Source organism: Acinetobacter sp. ANC_7588, from assembly GCF_056783995.1.
Genome location: NZ_JBWYIU010000004.1, coordinates 76,910 through 93,905, shown reverse-complemented (window position 1 = coordinate 93,905; position 16,996 = coordinate 76,910). Strand labels below are relative to the sequence as shown.

Annotated in this window: 15 protein-coding genes; 7 read left to right on the top strand and 8 right to left on the bottom strand. The window is 39.4% G+C overall.

Translation table 11 applies throughout. From position 1 onward, the window contains the following. Positions 1–22: 22 nt before the first annotated feature. The 3 genes from AC1M9J_RS05480 to AC1M9J_RS05470 all read right to left on the bottom strand — a co-directional run bounded on the left by AC1M9J_RS05480 (position 23) and on the right by AC1M9J_RS05470 (position 2,881). The gene (locus AC1M9J_RS05480; protein WP_481595747.1) at positions 23–784 is read right to left on the bottom strand and encodes a putative porin; all 762 of its coding nucleotides are present in this window, start codon (positions 782–784) and stop codon (positions 23–25) included. 173 nt (positions 785–957) lie between these two features. Further along, the gene (locus AC1M9J_RS05475; protein ID WP_035265806.1) at positions 958–1,740 is read right to left on the bottom strand and encodes a putative porin; all 783 of its coding nucleotides are present in this window, start codon (positions 1,738–1,740) and stop codon (positions 958–960) included. A 289-nt stretch (positions 1,741–2,029) separates the two neighbouring features. Further along, a complete protein-coding gene (locus tag AC1M9J_RS05470) occupies positions 2,030–2,881 on the bottom strand; it encodes a putative porin (protein WP_481595748.1) in 852 nt (283 codons plus the stop codon). A 177-nt stretch (positions 2,882–3,058) separates the two neighbouring features. On the opposite strand from AC1M9J_RS05470, the gene prfB reads away from it, so the two are divergent. The 5 genes from prfB (at position 3,059) to AC1M9J_RS05445 (ending at position 7,867) form a co-directional block, all read left to right on the top strand. Beyond that, a protein-coding gene (gene prfB, locus AC1M9J_RS05465) for a peptide chain release factor 2 (protein ID WP_481591851.1) occupies positions 3,059–4,154 on the top strand; the annotation gives its coding sequence in 2 pieces (ribosomal slippage) (positions 3,059–3,130 and positions 3,132–4,154; 1,095 coding nt in all). A 216-nt stretch (positions 4,155–4,370) separates the two neighbouring features. Further along, positions 4,371–4,673 (top strand): ArsR/SmtB family transcription factor, encoded by a 303-nt coding sequence (locus AC1M9J_RS05460; protein ID WP_035265803.1) that lies wholly within the window; start codon positions 4,371–4,373, stop codon positions 4,671–4,673. Positions 4,674–4,699: 26 nt separating this feature from the next. After that, positions 4,700–5,764, top strand: coding sequence for an alkene reductase (locus tag AC1M9J_RS05455; protein WP_481588808.1), 1,065 nt, complete (start codon positions 4,700–4,702; stop codon positions 5,762–5,764). Positions 5,765–5,862: 98 nt separating this feature from the next. Next, a complete protein-coding gene (locus AC1M9J_RS05450) occupies positions 5,863–7,143 on the top strand; it encodes a 3-deoxy-D-manno-octulosonic acid transferase (protein ID WP_481595749.1) in 1,281 nt (426 codons plus the stop codon). Between the two features lie 10 nt (positions 7,144–7,153). Next, positions 7,154–7,867, top strand: coding sequence for a 16S rRNA (uracil(1498)-N(3))-methyltransferase (locus AC1M9J_RS05445; RefSeq protein WP_481952011.1), 714 nt, complete (start codon positions 7,154–7,156; stop codon positions 7,865–7,867). Here the strand turns inward: AC1M9J_RS05445 and AC1M9J_RS05440 are convergent. Next, on the bottom strand, positions 7,841–8,824 hold the full coding sequence (locus AC1M9J_RS05440; protein WP_481586863.1) for a mechanosensitive ion channel family protein: 984 nt from the start codon (positions 8,822–8,824) through the stop codon (positions 7,841–7,843). The genes AC1M9J_RS05445 and AC1M9J_RS05440 overlap by 27 nt on opposite strands. A gap of 453 nt (positions 8,825–9,277) precedes the next feature. On the opposite strand from AC1M9J_RS05440, the gene acs reads away from it, so the two are divergent. After that, on the top strand, positions 9,278–11,221 hold the full coding sequence (gene acs / locus AC1M9J_RS05435; protein ID WP_481595751.1) for an acetate--CoA ligase: 1,944 nt from the start codon (positions 9,278–9,280) through the stop codon (positions 11,219–11,221). 149 nt (positions 11,222–11,370) lie between these two features. Next, positions 11,371–12,552, top strand: coding sequence for an acyl-CoA dehydrogenase family protein (locus AC1M9J_RS05430; RefSeq protein WP_481952010.1), 1,182 nt, complete (start codon positions 11,371–11,373; stop codon positions 12,550–12,552). A 44-nt stretch (positions 12,553–12,596) separates the two neighbouring features. Here the strand turns inward: AC1M9J_RS05430 and AC1M9J_RS05425 are convergent, their stop codons facing one another. The 4 genes from AC1M9J_RS05425 to msuE form a co-directional block, all read right to left on the bottom strand. Then, positions 12,597–13,211, bottom strand: a complete 615-nt coding sequence (locus AC1M9J_RS05425; protein WP_481586860.1) for a riboflavin synthase subunit alpha — start codon at positions 13,209–13,211, stop codon at positions 12,597–12,599. Between the two features lie 69 nt (positions 13,212–13,280). Continuing rightward, complete coding sequence (locus AC1M9J_RS05420; RefSeq protein ID WP_481595791.1) at positions 13,281–14,438, bottom strand: MFS transporter; 1,158 nt, start codon at positions 14,436–14,438, stop codon at positions 13,281–13,283. A 308-nt stretch (positions 14,439–14,746) separates the two neighbouring features. Next, positions 14,747–15,856, bottom strand: coding sequence for a dimethylsulfone monooxygenase SfnG (gene sfnG, locus AC1M9J_RS05415; protein ID WP_035265790.1), 1,110 nt, complete (start codon positions 15,854–15,856; stop codon positions 14,747–14,749). 29 nt (positions 15,857–15,885) lie between these two features. After that, entirely contained in the window at positions 15,886–16,623 is a 738-nt protein-coding gene (msuE, locus tag AC1M9J_RS05410) for an FMN reductase (RefSeq protein ID WP_035265789.1), read from the bottom strand. Positions 16,624–16,996 lie beyond the last annotated feature (373 nt).

Sequence of the window (16,996 nt, the reverse complement as noted above, 5' to 3'; positions counted from 1 at the left end):
AGCGGTTTTTAGCACTCAAAGATTAGAAGCGGTATGCACCACGTACAGCAAAGGTATTACCGTCATCTGCGAAACCAATTCGACCTTCGACACTTACTTGCTGATTGAAGAATTTTTTAGCATTTACACCAAACTCATCAAAAGATCCGCCATTGAAATCTTGATTGAAATAGTCAACACCCACGCTGAGTGTTTTATCAATATAATAATCGCCTCTTAACGAGAACTCGTCTAGATCACCAAATGCAGCTCCAGCCTCTAAATTCACATCATTTGTGCCAATTTGAGTGACATATTTTGCTCGAATAGTAGGGTCAATACCATCATCGTTGTCATCATCCCAACCACGTAAACCAGCTGCGACCAATAAAGATGGTGCTAAGAAATAACCAGCTTCAATTTTATAGTTTGTGACATCATTATCAGGGGTGTTAGGTATTTTTTGAGTTTCCTGAGAAAGATTGGCATTTAGATAGAAATCAGTATTTGGAACAAAGTATTCAATTCCAACACCATAATTCCAGTATTCGACCACATCAAAGTCGTCATAAGATACTTTTGCATTCACGTTGCTCGAACGATTTAAAAATGCAGCTTCGTTCAATGGAGAGTTCTTGATTTGAACAGGATTAAAATAATATGTGCCATCAAGCGCAAAACCTGCAGAATTGCTACCATTATCAGGATCGATCAATTTGGCTGTAGCCCCAACTTCAGCTTGATACGCATGTGCAGTTCCTAAGCTTGCAATAAGTGCAGTCGCAAGTGTAATTTTTTTAAACATATATTGACTCTCTTTGTTATAGAAATATGACTGTTTTGTGACAGCTGATTTCTATTGTAAGAACAAAAGGGGATGAGTCAATGCACAAAAAATGACATTGCATCGGGATTTTGCACAAAAAAAGCCCATCATTAAGATGGGCTTTTAAGAAACACTAAATTTTAATTAAGATATTAGAAGCGATATTTAGCAGCTAAACCGAACTTGTTGTAATCATTATTTGCAAGTTCACCGAAACCTACACGACCTTCTAAGCTTACTTGAGGTGTGAAGAATTTACGTGCGCTTACACCAAACTCGTTTGTATCTGCAGGACCAGTATCTTTACTATAGTAATCCACACCAACACTTAAAGTTTTATCGATGAAGTAATCAGCAGCTAGATTATATTCATCAAGGTCACCGAATGCAGCGCCAGCTTCTAAGTTGATATCTTTACCGTTAGACAATGTAGTTACATATTTAGCACGTAATGTTGGGTCAACACCATCATCATAGTCGTTATCGTAACCCTTAAGACCTGCTGCAATTAATAAGCCAGGTGCAGGCAAATAACCTACTTCAGCACCATAAACTGTCTCATCAAAATCAGGTCCAATATCAAATTTACGATCATCACGACCAACATTACCGCTTACATAAAAATCAGAATTAGGTACGAAGTATTCAACACCTACGCCGTATTGATGTCTTTCATCATCACCAACTTCGCTGTATTGGTATTTCGCATTTACATTACTTGCACGATCAAGGAATGCAGCTTCAGCTAGTGGAGCATTGCGTGTTTGAACTGGTTGGAAATAATAAGTACCATCAACACCAAATGAACCACTTGTACTACCATTATCAGGATCGATAAGACCTGCAGAAGCACCTACTTCAGCTTGATATGCATTTGCAGTTCCAGTTACAGCTAAAGCAGAAAGAAGTGCAGACGCGATTGCTAATTTTTTCATGGATACTTCCCCTCAATAGAGTTAGTTGTTAATACATTTTTTGTTACAAGTTCAGTGTAGGGGAAAATCATGAAGGATCAATCAAGCAAAAGTAACAGTAATGTATCTTGTGTAATTTTTATGTAAAAATAAAAATTTAAGTTATTGATTTTAAAAAATAAAAAAACATGTTAATTCATGTGAAAGATAAGGTGTTTTAGTCATTTTATGTTGCTTTTGAATATGAATTGTATGCAATTTGAACGAAAGTAGCAGTTTTGGAACTGCTACTTCCCCATGTTGAATGGAATTAGAATCGATATGTTCCGTTTATATTAAACTTATCTTCATCATCACTGAATCTTAAAATACTCCCAAGAGAGAGGTTATTATTGATAAAGTATTTGCCACGTAATTGGTATTCGTCTTTATGAATTTTACTAGTGCTATTCGTATCTCGTGTATAAGCACTACCTAGGCTTAAGCGTTGAGTTAAATAATAATCCCCACCAAATGTAATCGAATCAATATCATGTCCAAAACTACCATCCAATTCTAAATTGAGATATTGACCATTTTGGCCTAATGGGGTGACATATTTGGCTTTTAAAGCAAAAGCATTTTCATCAAAGCCTTCACCTTTATAAGCATTAATACCTACTGCTATCAGTAAATTTTGAATAGGAGTATAACCAACGAGAGCTCTATAGGTGGTTAGATCGAAACGCTGCTTAGCATGAGATGAACCGTTTAGTGAGCTTGAGCGTGACTCCACTTTATAATGTTGACGACCGACCTCACCTGTGAAGTACAGTTGATCAATATAATATTCTCCCCCTATTGAATAGCCGTGCAGCTCTTGTTTGCTTTGTGCAACTGTTTCATTTATATACACTTTATCGTCTTTAATATGCTGAAAACTATATTTCGCTGAAACGCGATTATGGTGGCCAAGAAATGCAGCCTCATTAAGTGGTTTATTTTCAGTATCAACTGCTTTGAAGTAATAAGTACCTTCTGTTTCAAATACACCGTGATAATCAACCTTGAGACTATCATGGTCAAAATAGGTATATTCAGCATCAATTTGAGCTTGGTAGGCCATAGCTGAAGTTGTCAAAGGGAGGATGGCCAAAGCCAAATAGGTTTTGTTCATTTTCATAAGTCTCTGCTTATTGTTGTAAAAATAAAGTAAGTATTTTTTAATAATTAAATGTATTGTTAATAATAACTAAACAATGGTCAAGAGAATATTGAATAAAAAAGCAAACTCTCAAGTTTTACTAGGCTGTGTTAAAATATTGCCAATTTTGATATAGACATATTTAGGATCTACACCGTGGAAATTAATCCTTATCTTCTCCAGCTGAAAGACTTGAACGAACGTGGTCAAACACTACGGGGGTATCTTTGACTACGATCTAAAGAAAGAGCGTTTAGAGGAGGTTCTCCGCGAACTTGAAGATCCAGCAATTTGGAATGATCAAAATCGTGCTCAAGCGATGGCAAAAGAAAAAGGTGAACTCGAAAACGTTTTAAATGTTTTAGATGGTTTAGCAACACAACTTGATGATGCACAAGCGATGCTTGATCTTGCTGTAGAAGCGGATGAAGAAGAAATGCTTGCAGATGTTCAAGCAGAACTTGATTCAGCTGAGGCTGAACTGGCTAAACTTGAATTCAGACGTATGTTTAGTAATCCAATGGATCCAAATCCTTGCTATGTCGAAATTCAAGCGGGGTCAGGTGGTACTGAAGCTCAAGATTGGGCATCTATGCTATTACGTATGTACTTACGTTGGATTGAGCGTCATGGCTTTAAAGCTGAGTTAATGGAAGAATCTGACGGTGATGTAGCTGGGATTAAATCGGCAACTATTCGTGTAGAAGGCGAATATGCTTATGGTTGGTTACGTACTGAATCAGGTGTACATCGCTTAGTCCGTAAATCACCTTTTGACTCAGGCAACCGTCGTCACACTTCATTCTCAGCGGTTTTTGTGTCTCCAGAAATTGATGACAACATTGAAATTGAGATCAATCCAGCAGATGTCCGTACGGATACATACCGCGCTTCAGGTGCAGGTGGTCAGCACATTAACAAAACAGATTCTGCAGTGCGTTTAACCCATGCACCAACTGGAATTGTGGTGGCTTGTCAGAACCAGCGTTCACAACATGCTAACCGTGATCATGCTTGGAAACAGCTTCGTGCTAAATTGTACGAATTGGAAATGAATAAGCGTAATGAAGCAGCTCAAGCACTAGAAGATTCTAAATCGGATATTGGGTGGGGGAGCCAAATTCGATCTTATGTGTTGGATGATTCACGTATTAAGGACTTACGTACTGGCGTTGAAAACTCAAACACGGGTGCAGTGTTAGATGGTGATCTTGATAAATTTATTGAAGCTAGTTTGAAACAAGGGCTTTAATCATTTTTAAAAAAAAGCAGGGCAAAAGCCCTGCTTTTTTTTGTTCTAGCACGAAGCTTGCTAGATTAAATCAGTTCAATGTTAGAATCAGAATTATTCGGCACAGTCATTCATAAACTCGATTTGTTAAATATCGTAATAATTCGATATTAATATCTATAAAAATCGATATAATGAGTTCAGCACAGTGCAGATCATTAACTTGAGTGAAATGAGATGGATACTGAAGCAATTTTTAAAGCCTTATCGAACCCGATACGCCGCCAAATTTTACAATGTTTAAAAGATCCAGAGCGCTTTATTCCACAAGATGAGTGCGTGCAAGATTTTAGTCGTGGCGTATGTGCAGGACAGATTGAAAAAATTGCAGATGTATCTCAGTCAACCATGTCTAATCATTTATCTGTTTTACAACAAGCAGGTTTGGTTCATGTTACTAAGCATGGTCAATGGTCTTATTTTTCTCGTAATGAAGCACTGATAAAAAGTTTTGCAGAACACCTTCAACAATCACTCTAACGATAATGAGTGAAGAGGATAAATGAATGACTGATTTTAGTAGCCCAGTAGTCTTTGGTGAATTAAAGCTCAAAAATCGCGTGGTTATGGCACCTTTAACGCGTAGTCGTGCGACAGATGATCGTGTACCAACAGAAATGATGGCTGAGTATTATGCGCAACGTGCAAGTAGTGGATTAATTATCTCAGAAGCGACCGTAATTTCTGAGGAGGCGAATGGCTATTTAAATACGCCAGGATTATTCACTGATGCTCAAGTGGAAGGGTGGAAGAAAGTAACCCAAGCTGTTCATGACAAAGATGGCTTAATTGTCGCTCAGCTTTGGCATGTTGGACGTGTGTCACATCCAGATTTACTGAAGGGTGATATACCCGTTTCGGCGAGTGCTGTTCAACAAGCCGGACATGTCAGTTTGTTGCGTCCGAAACGTCCTTATGTCTTGCCACGTCCATTAGAAATTTCTGAAATTCACGCGATTACAGCGCAATATAAACAAGCAGCAATTCGTGCTAAAGAGGCAGGATTTGATGGTGTGGAATTGCATGCGGCGAATGGTTATTTAATTGATCAATTCTTGCAATCGAAAACCAATCAGCGTGAAGATGAATATGGCGGCTCGGTGGAAAATCGTGCGCGTTTCTTGTTAGAAGTCGTGGATGAGCTAATTGAAGTTTGGGGTGCTGGTCGAGTAGGTGTACATTTAGCTCCTCGTGGTGATGAACACGATATGGGTGATGATGATCCACGTGAAACTTTCGGTTATGTGTTAGAACAACTCGGTCAAAGACATATTGCATTTTTCTTTACACGTGAATATTTGGCAGAAGACAGTATTAGTCAAGAATTAAAAGCGCGTGGACAAGGTATTCCTTTTATTGCCAATATGCGTTTAAGTCGAGAGGATGCTTTACAACTTCTCACTTCAGGTCAAGCTGATGCAGTGTCTTTTGGTAAAGATTATATCGCCAATCCTGATTTATATGAGCGTTTGGTACACAATGCTCCTTTGAATGAATTAAAGTTAGAAAATATGATCGGGACGAATGTGGCTGAAGGCTATATCGATTATCCTTTTTTACAAGGAAATTGAAATTTAAGATAAGTATTTGAACCGAAAAAATTCGCAGGGTATGATCTCAACTTCGTGGTCATGCCCTATTTTTTTAAGAAAGCTCGAGGTCTTACGTTTTGACAACTCCATTTTGGTATAACGCAGCATTGGCTTTACTAAAGCCAATTTATAAATGGCGTATAAAAAAGCGAGCAGACAATATTGAGCAATTTCATCAAGAGTGCTTAGAGCGCTTCGGTCCGTTTCAATCTCCAAAAAATCTTAATGCGATATGGTTTCATGTGGTTTCAGTTGGAGAAACCAATGCTGCACAACCTCTGATAGAACATTATTTAAAGCTTGGGTATGCTGTGTTGGTTACGAATACCACCAAAACAGGTCAGGCACGAGCTAAATCTTTATTTGCAAAAGCACCATATGTAGATCTTTTTCAAGCAGTATATTTACCTGCAGATCAAAAAAAATTAGTCAGTGCTTTTTTTAAAAAATATCAACCTAAAATGTTGGTTTTGGTTGAAACAGAACTATGGCCCAATTTAATTGATCAGGCGAAAATTAGTAAAATACCCACTTTTTTGGTGAACGCACGTTTATCTAAAAAGTCAGCAAAAGGATACGCCAAAGTACCAAGTATTACTCAGCCTATGCTCAGCGGTCTGACTCAACTTTTGGCTCAAGATGAAGCTTCACTGAATCGATTTAGGGCTTTAGGTGCTGCTACAGCGCATAGTCAAACAGTAGGTAGTATTAAGTTTGATATTCATGCGCCCGAAGAAATGCTATTGAAAGCGCAACAAATCCATCAAGATTGGGATTTGCAAGCACGCCAAATTATTACGATTGCAAGCACACATCATCCTGAAGAGAAAAATCTGTTATCTAAGTTTAAAGATTATTTAAATGATCATCCTGCCGTCTTGCTGATTATTGTACCGCGTCATCCAGAACGTTTTGATGAAGTTGCACAAGCCATTCAAAGTCATGAGTTAAAAATGCATCGACGTAGTTTAGGTGAAATCATTGAGGCTGATACACAAGTTTATGTTGCTGATAGTATGGGTGAAATGTGGATTTGGTATGCATTGAGCCAAGCAAGTTTTGTGGGTGGATCATTAAATGAACCTGGCGGTGGGCATAATATCTTAGAGCCAATATCACTCAATGTCCCGACTGTGATTGGACCGAACTACTTTAACTTTCAAACCATTGTCGATGAATTTGTGGAAGAAAAAGGGATTCTAATCGGTCAAACTACGGAAGAGGTGGTGAATCATCTTATTCAGTGCTTATCTCAGGATGAAACGATTTTAGCAGTACAAAATCAGGCTCAAAAGATCATGCAACGGAATACAGGGTCATTGCAAAAACATATTCATGTCCTGAATCAATACCTTTAGTTTTAAGTATATGAATATTGTATTGCTTGATCCTGTATCAGCACAGGATGACCTCTGGACGATTCAATCAGCACGCCAAATTGAGCATCTGAAGCATCAACTTGATATTAAAATTGGAGATACTTTAAAGGTTGGTATTAGAGGTGCTGGTCGATATACAGCTGAGGTCATAGAAATTTCTGAAAGGAAAATCTTAATTCAGCCACTCTATGAAGAGCCTGTACCGAAGAAATTACCTGTAACGTTAATCGTTGCTATGCCTAGACCGAAAGTATTGAGACGATTGATTCAAGATGCTGTAACTTTAGGCGTAGAAAAAATCATTTTGCTGCACAGCTATCGGGTCGATAAAAGCTATTGGCAAACACCATTTTTACAGCAAATTGATCACTATGTTCAACTGGGCTTAGAGCAAGCGGGTGATACATTTCCACCTGAAATCGAAATATATAAACGCTTTAAACCTTTTGTGGAAGATGTTCTTCCTCAAATGATTTCCGTTGAACGACCAGCTTATGTAGCACATCCTTATGCAACCCACAGTATGCCTCATGCGATTGAGCACCCATGTACGATATTGATTGGGCCTGAAGGTGGTTATATTCCTTATGAGATTGATTTACTCATAAAAAACGGCTGCCAAGCTGTCAGCTTAGGCAACCGAATTATCCGTACTGAAACGGTGATTCCTTATGTGTTAGGTTGTCTGTTTAGCACGTGGTGACTCATCTTCTTGTGAAGAATCTCCGCGATAGACTTTAACCTCTTGAACTGGATATGGAATCGAAATTTCATGTTCAGCAAAAGCTTGAATCACTTTTTCTTGAACTAAACTAATAGATGTAGATGTCGCAGTTTCACCCGTATTCACCCACCAACGTACAGTGAGGTTGATTGAGAAATCAGCTAAGGCAGAGACATTCACGCTAAATGCAGGTTGACTGAGGATTTGTTGATCCCGGTCTAAAATACTCAAAATAATATCTTTCGCTTTTTGAACATCATCTTCGTAACCAATACCGACCACGAATTCACAACGACGACGTGGATATGCCGTATTAACAGTAACTGCATTGGTATAAACCGTTGCGTTGGGAATGACGATACGGCGACCATCAGGTGAACGTAAGTAGGTTGCACGAATTTGAATATCTTCAACGGTCCCCTCTAAACCATTCACAATGATATCGTCGCCAATTTTGAAGGGTTCACCGAGTAGAATTAAGATACCAGAGAGCAGGTTTTGAAAAATATCTTTAAATGCAAAACCAATTGCGACAGATCCGATCCCCAGTGCACTCATCAGCTGTCCAGGTGTAAACCCTGGAATTGCAATAACCATCGCAATTAAGAAGCCAAAGAAAATAATAAAAGAGCTACCGACGCGGTTGAGGACGAGCACTAAATTTTGTTTGGTATATGAACGCTCTGAAAGTGCTTTTCTGACAAATAATTTGAACAGCTTAGACAACAACCAAAATAAGGTAAATACAATCAAAGCAATACAGATATAAGGGATTCGTTCCCAAAAGCCATCCATGATTTTATCAATGGTGGTATATGCATCATTGTATTTCGCAGTATGTGCAATGACGGTTTGAGCCGTTTTCTCACTTGCATCTTGTAGAAGTTGAGTCGTACCTTGAGCCACCTGACTCAAAGAATTTTGTTGTTCAGCCACGAGTGTTCCAAATGTATTGAATGTTTACATTTTGCCTGAAAATACAGTGAATAAAAATCACGTTCGCAGGTTTTATCGTCATTTTTATTCATTGAATAAACTGAAAATAACAAAAAAATTGCATGTTTTTATAAACATTCAGCACCTTGTCCAACAAAAAAATCGAAATGGTATTTATTGATAAAAAAATGGAGTTTTTTGACAACGACAGATTTTACTTGCTTAGGAATGATGATCAGCAATGATTCGGATCATTGATTGTTAGATATTTTAGGTTGTTCAAATGGCAAGAAGATACGGATAACTTTTGAAATAAATGAATGCTCAGTCTACGACCAAAGCATGATTGTTTGAAATTTTAAAGTATAGTCATACTCAAGATATAAGACAAAAAATGATCAGTATGATCAAGACAACTCTCGAGATGAGAAACATAAATCAAGGATGCGAATTATGAATGAAATATATCCAGTACCTGAAGTTTTTAAAAAAACTGCACGAACCAATGAAGAGCAATATTTCGAGCGGTATAAAGCATCTATTGAAAACCCCGAAGCGTTTTGGACCGAAGCAGCCAAGAAACTAGACTGGATTAAGCCTTTTACACAAGTCAAAAATACCAACTTTGATAAAGAGAATTACAAAGTTGAATGGTTTGCAGATGGCCAATTAAATGTCAGTGAAAACTGTCTCGATCGACATTTAAAAGAACACCCACATAAACCTGCGATTATTTGGGAAGGTGATCATCCGTCACGCCATAAAATTATTTCATTTGAAGAATTACACGATGAAGTTTGTCGTTTTGCCAATGTCCTTAAGAAGCATGGCGTGACTAAAGGCGACCGTGTTGTTCTGTATATGCCAATGGTTCCTGAAGCAGCCATTGCGATGTTGGCATGTACGCGTATTGGTGCGGTACATTGCGTGGTGTTTGGAGGTTTTTCACCAGATTCTTTAGCAAGCCGTATTGATGATAGCCAAGCAAAAGTTATCATTACAGCAGACTCCGGCATGCGTGGTGGTAAGCCAATTCCACTGAAAGAAAACGTTGATGCAGCGATGGAGCTTGAAGGGACGAGCTCTGTACAAAATGTCATTGTGGTGCATCGTACTGGTAACCCAATCACAATGCATGAAGGTCGTGACCTGTGGTATCACATGGAAATCATGACAGTCACAGATATCTGTCCACCTGAACCAATGAATTCAGAGGATCCGCTGTTTATTTTATATACTTCAGGCTCAACGGGTAAACCTAAAGGTGTGCTACATACTACAGGCGGTTATCTGACTTACGCGAACTTTACCTTTAGGGAAGTATTTGATTTAAAACAAGACGATATTTTCTGGTGTACCGCTGATGTCGGTTGGATTACTGGTCATTCTTATGTGTTGTATGGTCCACTTTCAAATGGGACGACAACATTGATGTTTGAGGGTGTTCCACAATACCCAACTTGGGCACGCACTGGACATATTGTAGATAAGCACAACGTCACAATTTTATATACGGCACCAACGGCGATCCGAGCGATGATGCGTGAAGGTGATGCATTTATCCGTGAAAGTGACCGTAGTAGCTTACGCTTGTTGGGCTCAGTCGGTGAGCCAATTAATCCTGAAGCTTGGAACTGGTACTACACCGTAGTTGGTGAAAGTCGTTGTCCAATTGTAGATACATGGTGGCAAACTGAAACAGGTGGCTTCATGATTTCGCCTTTACCGGGCGCAACTGCACTTAAACCTGGTTCTGCAACACGCCCATTCTTTGGTGTACAACCTGCTTTGGTTGATACTGATGGCAAAGAGCTAGAAGGAGAGGCTGAAGGTAATTTGGTGATCAAAGATTCTTGGCCAGGACAAATGCGTACCATTTGGGGTGATCCAGAACGTTTTATCGAGGCATATTTCTCAACTTATCCAGGGAATTATTTCACGGGAGATGGTGCACGCCGTGATAAAGATGGTTATTACTGGATTACGGGGCGAGTGGATGATGTTCTGAACGTTTCGGGACACCGCTTGGGGACTGCAGAGATTGAAAGTGCATTGGTTGCACATGAACATGTTGCAGAAGCAGCCGTTGTGGGTATGCCACATGACATCAAAGGTCAAGGGATTGCAGCCTATGTAACTTTACAGGCAGATACGCCAGAGTCAGAAGAACTCAGGAAAGAGCTGGTAGGTTGGGTAAGAAAAGTTTTAGGACCTGTGGCTACACCAGATGCAATTTATTGGGCGCCAGCATTACCCAAAACACGTTCAGGCAAGATTATGCGCCGAATTTTGAGAAAAATTGCCGCTAATGAGCTAGATAGTTTGGGCGATACCTCAACTTTGGCAGATCCACAGGTCGTGGATCAATTAATTGCTGAAGTGAAATCACAGCAGTAATCCTGATTAAACAGATGAAGTCATGTTTTAAATACCGTTAGTTCAACTAGCGGTATTTTTAGTTCAGTGATAAGAAAAGCAGGCATTGTGATAAGTCAAATCATGTTGATCTGCTAAGCTTATCAGCAGATGCGATACGGAATATAACAATGAATTCTCCCCTAAATTTTAATCCTGAAACGCCACTTGAGACTGCGCAAATACTTGCATCTGAGTTTGCGAAAACCGCAGCAGAACGAGATAAACAAGGTGGAAATCCAAAGGCTCAGCGAGATCTAATTCGACAAAGTGGTTTGTTGTCTTTATCTATTCCAAAAGAATTTGGTGGGCAAGGTGCAACATGGAGCACGATTTTTAAAACCATTCAAACCATTGCTCAAGTCGATAGTTCGCTTGCGCATGTATATGGCTTTCATCATTTGCTTATAGCGACGGTACAACTTTTTGCACAGCCAGCTCAATATGGAGATTGGTTTAGACAGACCGCCAAACACAACTTATTTTGGGGAAATACGTTAAATCCATTAGATCGTAGAACAACCGCGAAACAAGTTTCTGACGAAGAATTTATCTTCCATGGTGATAAAAATTTTTGTTCTGGATCAATTGATTCAGATATCCTGCTCTGTTCGGGATTTAATGAAGATGGAAAGTTACTGATTGGCGTGATTCCAACAGCACGAGAGGGTGTGAGCTTTCTTGGGGATTGGAATAATATGGGGCAACGTCAAACGGATAGTGGTACCAGTCATTTTGAACAGGTCAAAATTCGCAAGGATGAATTACTCCTCAATCCCGGTCCTTTAAGTACACCTTATTCAAGTTTGAGACCGCTAATTGCTCAACTGATTTTCGTGCATTTATTTTTAGGTGTTGCTGAGGGAGCGTTCAATGTTGCGAAAGAGACAGTTCAAACACAAAAAGCTTGGTCGAAATCACTGGTTGAACAAGCGGTGAATGATCCATTTACCCAAAAGCATTTCGCCGAATTTTATGTGCAACTTGAAGGTGTGCGCTTGCTCGCGGAAAAAGCGATCAATACATTACAAAAGGCGTGGGATGAAGGGGAAACATTAACTGCGGAGCAACGTGGTGAAGTCTCAATTACAATCGCTACCGCCAAAATCGCAGCGACTCATACTTCACTTTATGTGACACAAAATATTTTTCAAGTGATGGGCGCACGCGCCACTACTGCAAAACTGAATTTAGATCGATTCTGGCGTAATGTACGAACCCAAACCCTGCATGATCCAATTGATTATAAATATCAGGAAGTCGGAGAGTGGGCATTAACTGGAAAAGTTCCAGATCCGAGTTTCTACTCTTAGATCGAATTGATTATGAAAAAAGCCTCTATCGTAGAGGCTTTTATTTATTTTTGATGAATATTTTCTAAAGTATCGACAAGCGTACGTGTCATCTGATCAATTTCGTAATTGACTTGATCGCCGACTTGAACATATTTCCATGTGGTTAAGCGTAAAGTTTCTGGAATAAGATCGATTGAGATTTGATTGTTTGCACGATCAACTCGATTGACTGTCAAACTGCAGCCATTTAAACCGATAAAGCCCTTTAAGAAGAAATATTTGATATTGCCATTTGGAATTTCAAGGTCGATATGAAACGTTTCACCATTTTTGCTTAAATGCTTTACGGTTGCAGTGCCTTCAATATGACCATATAAATTATGCCCACCATTCTCAGCACCTACTTTAGCGGAGCGTTCAATGTTGACCTCATCACCGACGTTGAGTTGACCTAAAGTGGTTAATTCAAGTGTTAGATTTGAAACATCAAAATGCACTTGACCAGCGATCAGATCAATTTGTGTAGCGGTTAAGCAAACACCATTAATCGCAACACTGGCACCGATAAATACATCATGAAAAAGATTGAGCGCATTAGAAATAACAAAAGTCCGATATCCCTCTTTATGCTGTATATCTAATACTTTTTCTAACCCTTGCACGATACCTGTATACATAATAAACCTTTGCCTAAAAATAAACCTTAATTGCTTTTAATCCTAACTGAGATCGTAGAGATGATCATCTTACGCAGATTGATTGGTTCTGGGTAAAAAGAAGGTCAATAAACCCAGTAGTGGTAAGTATGAGCTAAAGTGAAATACCCAACGAATACCTTGATGATCTGCCACATAGCCCAAAGCTGCTGCCGCGATACCGCTGATCCCAAACATCAAACCAAACATCAAACCAGAGACCATGCCGACACGACCTGGCATCGCTTCTTGTGCATATACAACCATTGCTGAAAATGCGGAAGACATAATCAATCCAGCAAGAATCGCAAAGATACACGTCCACATCAAATTCACATGTGGCATGAGTAATGCAAAGGGTGCCATGCCAATGAAGGAAATCCAAATGACAGCTTTACGACCTATTTTGTCACCGATAGGGCCGCCAGCAAAAGTACCGATTGCTACTGCAGCTAAAAAAGCAAATAAATAAAGCTGAGCCTGTTGAATACTGACCTGAAACTTTTCGATCAAATAGAAGGTATAGTAATTTCCAATACTTGCAATGTACGTGAATTTTGCAAACATTAACGCACAGATAATCACAATTCCCTGTACAAGTTTAGAACCTTTCAACGGTGTTGATTGCTTGGCTTTTACTGCTGAAGCAGCTTGAACAGCATATTGAATGGTCCATCGACTGATTCTGTAAAGCAGATAAATAGCGAAAATGGCAAATATCATGAGCCAAGCAACTGAGGCTTGGCCGTTCGGTACAATAATTGCTGCGGCCAACAGTGGCCCAACGGCAGAGCCGCTATTACCACCCACTTGAAAAGCGGATTGAGCAGTTCCGAAGCGACCACCTGATGCTGTTCTCGCTACTCGTGAGGCTTCTGGGTGAAAGGCAGATGAGCCCACACCGATGAGTGCTGCTGAAATCAGTAAGATTGGAAAAGTCCATGCAAATGCCAGCAGAACGATACCTAGCAGTGTAACGCACATACCCAAAGGGAGGAGGTAGGGCTTAGGATGCTTATCAGTGTAGAGTCCAACCCAAGGTTGCAGAATAGATGCAGTCATTTGATAGACCAAAGAAATAATCCCGATTTGGGTAAAGCTCAAGTCAAAATTAAGTTTCAGCATGGGATAAATGGCAGGTAAGCAAGACTGGATCAGATCATGTAATCCATGCGCTAATGCAATAGCGAAAATAATATGAACCGCCATTTTATTCGCTGAAGCACCAGAGGAATTGTTTGAATGTTCTATTGATTGAATTGAACCCATAAGGCTGTGCTGTCTTCATTTTTGAGGTGATTATAACCGTGCAACAGCGGAACAATGTACGATTTATTCAATTTTCGATGTACTGTTGCTGATCAGATTATATGAACTATCCAATAAAAAGCCCCCAAGCCGAGCCTTGGGGGGTAAGTTGCTACTGCATGACGCTATTATTATAGTTATCAGGGTCAAAACAAGACTGAACAAAGCGCTGATTTCATTCAGATCGTTGTTAATTAATCGAAGACCAATTAAGCTGATTTAGCGGTGATGTGTTGTTGCTGTTCAGCTTCGAGTTTTCGAACTAAAGGCAGTACTTTTTCACCAAAATATTCAACTTCCTCTATAAAATGTAAGAAGCCAGATAAGATCAGGTCCACACCAACTGATTTTAATTCAACGATACGTTCAGCAATTTGTTGCGGTGTACCGATGAGATTTGTTCTGAACCCGTCGTTGTATTGGACAAGATCTTCAAATGTTGATTTTGCCCAGTTACCTTCACCTTCTTGAGTTGCGGCACCAGCTTCACGAGTTGCATCACCAAAGGCATTGACTGCTTCTACATTTGCATTGTCAATGATTTCTTGAAGTACAGCTTTTGCTTCCTCTTCAGTATCGCGAGCAATGATAAAGGCATTCACCCCAATTTTGACTTGATGGTGATTCAGCTTGGCTTTTTCACGGATGTCATCAATCTGCTTTTTAATTTCAGCAGGCGTGTTTCCATTGGTGAAATACCAATCAGAAACACGAGATGCCATATCACGTGCGGCACGCGAGCTACCCCCTTGGAAAATTTCAATATGTGGGCTTTGAACAGGTTTTGGCTTCAAGGTGTAGTCTTTAAATTGATAATATTTTCCATCAAAACTAAAGTTATCCTGCGTCCAAATGCCTTTTAAGCTACGAATAAACTCCTCTGAACGTGCATATCGTTGATCGTGTTCAGGCCATTCTTCACCGATGGCATCAAATTCACCACGGAACCATCCGCTCACAACATTAATAGCGATACGACCATTGGTTAAATGATCAATTGTCGCGAGCTGTTTAGCCGCCAGCGCGGGTTTCCAAGGGCCTGGTAAAATTGCTGCGATTACACGTAACTTTTCAGTTTTTGCCAATAAGCCATGACTAAAGCTTACAGATTCATGCTGATTCTCAGCACCGTATCCTGCCGTGAATCGAATCTGTGTCAAAGCATATTCAAATCCACTTTTTTCAGCAGCTTGCGCGAGTCGAACATTGTAGTCGTAGCTCCAGTCTGTTCGTTGTTCAACATTACTGACGACAAGACCACCACTGACATTTGGAACCCAATAGGCAAATTTAATCGCTTGTTTTTCTGCATTAGACATGGCTTATACCCTCATTGATTCAATTATATTTATGCCACTTCAATTTTTGGGGCAGCATTATTCTTGTGATGCAAGCGTGACTCTGCTGCATCTAAACTTGGTACTGCTGCTGAAGGCAATACTTCTTCTTGTTCGATTTGTTTGTTAATGCCCAAGTTTTGATTGGCTTGTTGGGTTTTATCTTTCACAACCTCAGCACGTTTACCTTTGGCTGGTGCCCACTCTAAAATTGGTAAAGCACGAGCAATGGCTAAGGTAATGCGCGCACGTAATAGTTCACTGTGAATGGTGTATTCAGGCGTAAAATCACGATCAGTTGCATAAACTCCAATTGGCAAAGTCTGTGCTTGGAAGAAGCTAAATAAAGGACGCAATTGATGCTCAAGTACTAAGGCATGGCGATCACTGCCCCCTGATGCAGCTAGTAATACAGGCACATCAACCAGCGCAGTTTGTTCTACAAAGTCAAAGAAATGTTTAAATAAACCTGTGAAAGATGCGCGATATACGGGCGTTCCCACAATCAATGCATCCGCGGCTTCAACAGCAGCAAGATCATCTTGAACACGTTGCGGCAGCTGATTGCGATAAATGGCACCACCTAATAAATGACCGATTTCGCTAAATTTAATAAAATGCACATTAATAGGTGTTGCTTCACCTAACTCATCCAAAATCGCTTGAACAAGCGCTTCAGTTTTTGAAGGATTATTTAGACCGCCAGAGACAGCAACGATATTTAATGGTTTTTGTTGAGCAGTAGACATAGTACAAACCTAAAAATTTAAAATTAATCTCGGATGCACTATTTATGTGGATTAATGCTTATTCTGTAAAATAAGCAAAATAATAATAAATATCATTTTTGCGTATATAGCGGGAATTTAATCTTCTTGAGATATAAATTAGTGATAAATAACTGAATAAACTTATATTTATGATTATGAATAAGCTATTTCAGTATTTGAATAAATTTTATATTTAAAAGTGATGTGCTTATCGAATTTTCAAAATTACATAAAAAAATCGCGTTTGTAAGATTTAGCCCGACATTTTCTGCAAAAATTCGTTAATATTTATATATCCTTAACAGCTATAGCACAGTTAGTATATTGATTGTGTTTGAGATCTCTCGCCTCG

Bases quoted from the DNA above. Each gene is read 5' to 3' on its own strand.
- AC1M9J_RS05480 (WP_481595747.1), bottom strand. From the start codon at position 784: ATGTTTAAAAAAATTACACTTGCGACTGCACTTATTGCAAGCTTAGGA.
- AC1M9J_RS05475 (WP_035265806.1), bottom strand. From the start codon at position 1,740: ATGAAAAAATTAGCAATCGCGTCTGCACTTCTTTCTGCTTTAGCTGTA.
- AC1M9J_RS05470 (WP_481595748.1), bottom strand. From the start codon at position 2,881: ATGAAAATGAACAAAACCTATTTGGCTTTGGCCATCCTCCCTTTGACA.
- AC1M9J_RS05460 (WP_035265803.1), top strand. From the start codon at position 4,371: ATGGATACTGAAGCAATTTTTAAAGCCTTATCGAACCCGATACGCCGC.
- AC1M9J_RS05455 (WP_481588808.1), top strand. From the start codon at position 4,700: ATGACTGATTTTAGTAGCCCAGTAGTCTTTGGTGAATTAAAGCTCAAA.
- AC1M9J_RS05445 (WP_481952011.1), top strand. From the start codon at position 7,154: ATGAATATTGTATTGCTTGATCCTGTATCAGCACAGGATGACCTCTGG.
- acs (WP_481595751.1), top strand. From the start codon at position 9,278: ATGAATGAAATATATCCAGTACCTGAAGTTTTTAAAAAAACTGCACGA.
- AC1M9J_RS05430 (WP_481952010.1), top strand. From the start codon at position 11,371: ATGAATTCTCCCCTAAATTTTAATCCTGAAACGCCACTTGAGACTGCG.
- AC1M9J_RS05425 (WP_481586860.1), bottom strand. From the start codon at position 13,211: ATGTATACAGGTATCGTGCAAGGGTTAGAAAAAGTATTAGATATACAG.
- AC1M9J_RS05420 (WP_481595791.1), bottom strand. From the start codon at position 14,438: ATGGCGGTTCATATTATTTTCGCTATTGCATTAGCGCATGGATTACAT.
- sfnG (WP_035265790.1), bottom strand. From the start codon at position 15,856: ATGTCTAATGCAGAAAAACAAGCGATTAAATTTGCCTATTGGGTTCCA.
- msuE (WP_035265789.1), bottom strand. From the start codon at position 16,623: ATGTCTACTGCTCAACAAAAACCATTAAATATCGTTGCTGTCTCTGGC.